The sequence below is a fragment of the Succinivibrio sp. genome (assembly GCF_045124615.1).
GTDB classification, from domain to species: domain Bacteria; phylum Pseudomonadota; class Gammaproteobacteria; order Enterobacterales; family Succinivibrionaceae; genus Succinivibrio; species Succinivibrio faecicola.
Genome location: NZ_JBGVMC010000072.1, coordinates 1 through 4,859, shown reverse-complemented (window position 1 = coordinate 4,859; position 4,859 = coordinate 1). Strand labels below are relative to the sequence as shown.

Genomic DNA, 4,859 nt, shown 5'->3' with positions numbered 1-4,859 from the left:
GTACAAGACACTAAAAATGAGCATTAAACCTAGATTTAATGCCGTATGAGCACAGATAAAAGTAAACAAAAGTTTGAAACCTGTAAAAAATTATGCGAATACTAAAAAAAAATCTTGACCTACACACTTTCTCTATATAGTTGTTACTACTTAATCGCTGATGAGACCTCCACGGGTAAGTACGCTAACTTTCCTCTCATGCACCCACCTCATTTACTACGCAGACTTTAACGGTCGGACTTTGGATTTCTGTTTCCTTTGCAACATCATCCGTCTGCTAAGCCTTGTATGAGGTTTCTATCCGTTGGGTCGAGATTTTGCTAGATCTTCTTTCAGCCTACATCTCACGATGTACACCTTGATTTTCGCTATGATCTTGGCTCCGCACCTGATCTCAGGACTTGCACCTGTTAGCTAACGTACATGCCGTGCACACAAAGAAAACCTCCGCCTTTGGGGCAGAGGTTTGGATACAACATGAATTGTATAAATTAACGCTTTGAGTACTGTGGACGCTTACGAGCTTTGTGAAGACCAACCTTCTTACGCTCTACAGCACGAGCATCACGAGTTACGAAGCCAGCCTTACGTAATGCAGGACGGAATGACTCATCATACTCAATTAAAGCTCTGGTAATACCGTGACGGATAGCGCCAGCCTGACCAGAAATACCACCACCAGAAACAGTGATGTATAAGTCAAACTTGTCACCAACCTCTAAAAGCTCTAAAGGCTGAGCTACAACCATACGTGATGTAGGACGGCCAAAGTACTGCTCTAAGGTCTTACCGTTGATCTCTAACTTACCTGTACCCTGCTTTAAGAAAACACGAGCAGTTGCGTCTTTACGACGGCCGGTACCATAATACTGATTTGCTGCCATTTGCTATTGCTCCTTAAAACTTGATAACCTGAGGCTGCTGAGCTGCATGATTATGAGTCTCACCAGCATATACCTTTAGCTTACGGAACATAGCACGACCTAGAGGTCCCTTTGGAAGCATGCCACGAACAGCCTTCTCGATTACGTCTTCTGGCTTACGAGCAAGAAGCTTCTCGAATGACTCTTCCTTGATGCCACCTGGGTAACCAGTGTGGTGGTAATACTTCTTATCAGAAGCCTTGTTACCAGTTACCTTTACCTTTGAAGCATTGATAACGATAACATAATCACCAGTATCCATGAATGGAGTGTACTCTGGCTTGTGCTTACCACGTAGACGTGTAGCAATCTCAGTAGCTAAACGACCTAAAGTTAGGTCAGTAGCGTCAATTAGTAACCAATCTCTCTTAATAGTAGATGGTGTTGCAACGAAAGTTTTCATTAAAAAACCCTTAATTTAGTAAGGAATAAATCCTTATAAAACATACAGATCAAAACTGATCTGCTCTCTTTCCAAACAGACTGATTCAGTCTGCAACAAGAAACTAGGGTGGGAAACCTGTTCCTCGTTTAGAGGGGCAATGCGGTATTTTAAACAAAAAACAGATTTGTTTCAAACTTTTTTTAAACCTAAATTGAGTATTTATTTCAACTTTATAAAAAAGTCTGAATTATGAATTAAGGAGGCTATTTATTTGCATCAACTTGATTGGTTATTTTGCTCCATTAAGATATAAATTTTCCTCTAAGACAAACAGAATTTATGGATAAATCATCATTAAGGACAATAAAATCCGCCCTCTTTGAAAGATCAATTGATCCTACCTTATCAAATATTCCAAGTTTTACAGCAGGACTTTTAGTACAGGCAATAAGAGCATCTTCAATTTTTACTTTTGCTGTTTTAACTGTATGAATAAAACAGTCATATAAGGTAGATACAGATCCTGCAATTGTTCCATCTTTGAGTCTTGCAACATGATCCTTTACAAAGACAGCCTGACCACCTAAAGCATACTCTCCATCTTCAAGACCAGCAGCCATCATTGAATCTGAAATCATTATGAGTCTGTCAGTAAACAGATTAAACATCATTCTTATAACAGCATCATGAATATGAGTTCCATCGCATATGAGTTCAGCATAGACATTACCACTGTCAAATGCTGCTAGAACTGGACCTGGAGCTCTGTGATTTATTGGTGGCATTGCATTGAAAGAATGGGTAAGCTCAGATACACCTAAATCCATTGACTCAAGAGCAGTCTTATAATCACAAGAAGAATGTCCAAGACTTAAATTGTATCTACTTTTATACTTTTTAATAAAATCCATTGCACCATCTAATTCAGGTGCAATTACAACAGTTCTGACAAGCCCGCCACTTGCTGCATCAAGATCGTCTATAAACTTTTCGTCCGGTTTTAAAATACACTCTATCTTCTGTGCTCCGGCTTTATTTTCGCTGATAAAAGGGCCTTCTACATATATCCCCTCAAAAGACGACTCATTCTCTGAACATTTAAAGTTCTTAGCATTTGAAAAAGCACAGATTAACTCTTCTTTTGATACTGTCATGGAAGCAGGAGTAAAGGAGGTAACTCCATTCTTGGCAAGAAAGGTTGCTATTTTTGACAGTGAGTCAAGATTTGCATCTAAAAAATCAGCTCCACAGGCTCCATGAAGATGCATATCAATAAATCCAGGAACAATAAATTTTCCTTTTAGATCTATTACAATGTCATCCGATGATATATCAGAAAACTGCGTTTTATTTGTGAACACTGTTCGAGAATCAAAACACTTTGTTTGTGTATCAAATACCTTGGCATTGATTATCTTCATAAAAAACCTGAATAAATAAAAGGTGCTGTTTATCCGATTTTAAGGCCAAAAGCTCAATTAATGATATAACTGAGTTCATATTTTTAATATCTAAAAATCAAAAAGTTACGCTTTTATACGATAATATATAAGAGTGGCACTGTTTTTTCTTTGAAATTTAATGCTGATTTCATTAAATATTTTATTTGTCTAGAAAAAAAAGACTTTTAACTGTAAAAAAGGTTTTATCTATGAACGAGTACTCAGCAACTCTACTCATGTTTCTCTTGGGCTTTGCAGCAGGAGCATTGGTCTGCTACCTTATTCTTGCTCGTATATATAAACACAGAAAAGTCAAAGATGAGCTATTAAAAACAAAAAGAAAAGCAGTTAAGGCTCAGCGTACACTAGACAGATTTGTAAAAACATCTTTAGATCTGTTTTCCGAATTAGATGAAGTTCATCGTCAGTATGCAACTTTCTTAAAGGACAGCATTGAACATATTTCACCAAAAGATCTAGATAATTATCCAAGCATAAACAAGTCAATTCAAGGAAATGGCTTATATAAGCCATTCACTAATATTTCAGAAGAAATTACACAAAAAAATTCTGAAAAAAATGAAACTTTAGACGAAATTCCGACTCCAAATGTATTGAAGTCTCCAGAAATTCCAGTACCAAATGAAATTTCTCAGATTTTAAAACAAGAAAATAAAGCTCCTGAAGATGAAGAAAATCAGGAGCCAATGATAAAACTATAATAAACCTTGGAGTTAGATTTAATGATAAAAACAATGAAAAAGGCTTTTGCGGTTTATGCATTAGGTGTTGCAGCTCTTTGCGTTACAGGCCAGGCTTCAGCTACCACAGTAGTTGAAGGTCTTGCAGCAGAAGGCAAGCTTCCTTCCTTAGCTCCTATGCTCAAAACAGTACTGCCAGGAGTTGTTAATATATCCGTTAAAGGCAAAAAGGACGTACAGGGATTTGCAATTCCTGATGAATTTCGTTTCATGTTTCCTGGAATGGGAGACGCTTTTGGCTCAGCTCCTCAAAAAAGAGATTTCCAGGCTTTAGGTTCTGGTGTAATCATAAACGCTAAAGATGGACTTGTAGTAACAAACCATCATGTTGTTGCAGATGCAACCGAAATCAAGGTTCAGCTATCAGACACAAGAGAATACGATGCTACCTTGGTAGGCTCAGATCCTCATACCGATCTTGCTTTACTAAAATTAAAGAACTTCAAAAAACTAACACAGATTACTTTGTCAGACTCAGATAAGCTTGAAGTTGGCGATTTTGCTGTTGCTGTTGGTAATCCATACGGTCTTGGTCAGACTGTAACATCAGGTATTATTTCAGCACTTGGTAGAAGTGGTCTGAATATCGAAAATATTGAAAACTTTATCCAGACTGATGCTGCTATCAATTCAGGTAACTCTGGTGGTGCTCTTGTAAATCTTAAAGGTGAGCTTATCGGTATCAATACCGCAATTATGGCTCCATCTGGCGGTAACATCGGCATCGGATTTGCAATCCCTTCTAATATGGTGAAGACTGTAACCGAGCAGCTTTTAAAGTATGGTGAAGTTAAAAGAGGAATGCTCGGTGTTCAGGGCACTCAGTTAAATGCTGATCTAGCAGAAAGCTTTGGTTATGAGGAAAACTCAGGCGCCTTTGTTAATGAAGTTATCAAGGGATCTGGTGCTGATAAGGCTGGCATTAAATCTGGTGATATCATTACAGCAATCAATGGTAAGAAGATTACCACTTTCGGACAGCTTCGTGCAGAGGTTGCAACACAGCGTGCTGGCACAAAAGTAAAGCTGACTGTTTTCAGAGACGGAAAGAGTCTTGATATCGATGTTGTGCTTTCAGACAGTTCTTTTGGTACAACAGCATCAAAAGAAGAGACTAAGCAGATCTCTCCTGCTTTTGACGGTGCAACTTTAACAAATGCTAAAAATGGCGGTGTTGAGGTTACTGATGTAGCTCAGGGTTCTATGGCTGCAAGATTCGGTCTTAGAAAGGGAGATATTATTACCGGTGTAAACCGTTCTGATGTAAAAACCATAAATGATCTGAAAAAGAGCCTTGAAAAGGTTAAAGGCAGAATCTCTGCTATCAGAATCAACAGAAATGGTGGAA

General features: G+C 38.1%; 5 protein-coding genes. 2 read left to right on the top strand and 3 right to left on the bottom strand.

Translation table 11 applies throughout. From position 1 onward, the window contains the following. Window positions 1–491 precede the first annotated feature (491 nt). The 3 genes from rpsI to nagA all read right to left on the bottom strand — a co-directional run bounded on the left by rpsI (window position 492) and on the right by nagA (window position 2,729). Window positions 492–884, bottom strand: coding sequence for a 30S ribosomal protein S9 (gene rpsI / locus ACJML3_RS01925; RefSeq protein ID WP_219937320.1), 393 nt, complete (start codon window positions 882–884; stop codon window positions 492–494). Window positions 885–897: 13 nt separating this feature from the next. Continuing rightward, entirely contained in the window at window positions 898–1,326 is a 429-nt protein-coding gene (gene rplM, locus ACJML3_RS01920) for a 50S ribosomal protein L13 (protein ID WP_219937319.1), read from the bottom strand. A 284-nt stretch (window positions 1,327–1,610) separates the two neighbouring features. Further along, the gene (gene nagA, locus ACJML3_RS01915; RefSeq protein ID WP_406020144.1) at window positions 1,611–2,729 is read right to left on the bottom strand and encodes an N-acetylglucosamine-6-phosphate deacetylase; all 1,119 of its coding nucleotides are present in this window, start codon (window positions 2,727–2,729) and stop codon (window positions 1,611–1,613) included. Between the two features lie 230 nt (window positions 2,730–2,959). Here nagA and ACJML3_RS01910 point away from each other — a divergent pair, with 230 nt between their 5' ends. Further along, window positions 2,960–3,472 carry a hypothetical protein gene (locus tag ACJML3_RS01910; RefSeq protein ID WP_406020142.1) on the top strand — a complete coding sequence of 171 codons (513 nt, stop codon included), beginning with the start codon at window positions 2,960–2,962 and terminating at the stop codon, window positions 3,470–3,472. Window positions 3,473–3,505: 33 nt separating this feature from the next. Beyond that, on the top strand, window positions 3,506–4,859 hold a 1,354-nt coding region (locus tag ACJML3_RS01905; protein WP_406020147.1), incomplete at its 3' end, for a DegQ family serine endoprotease.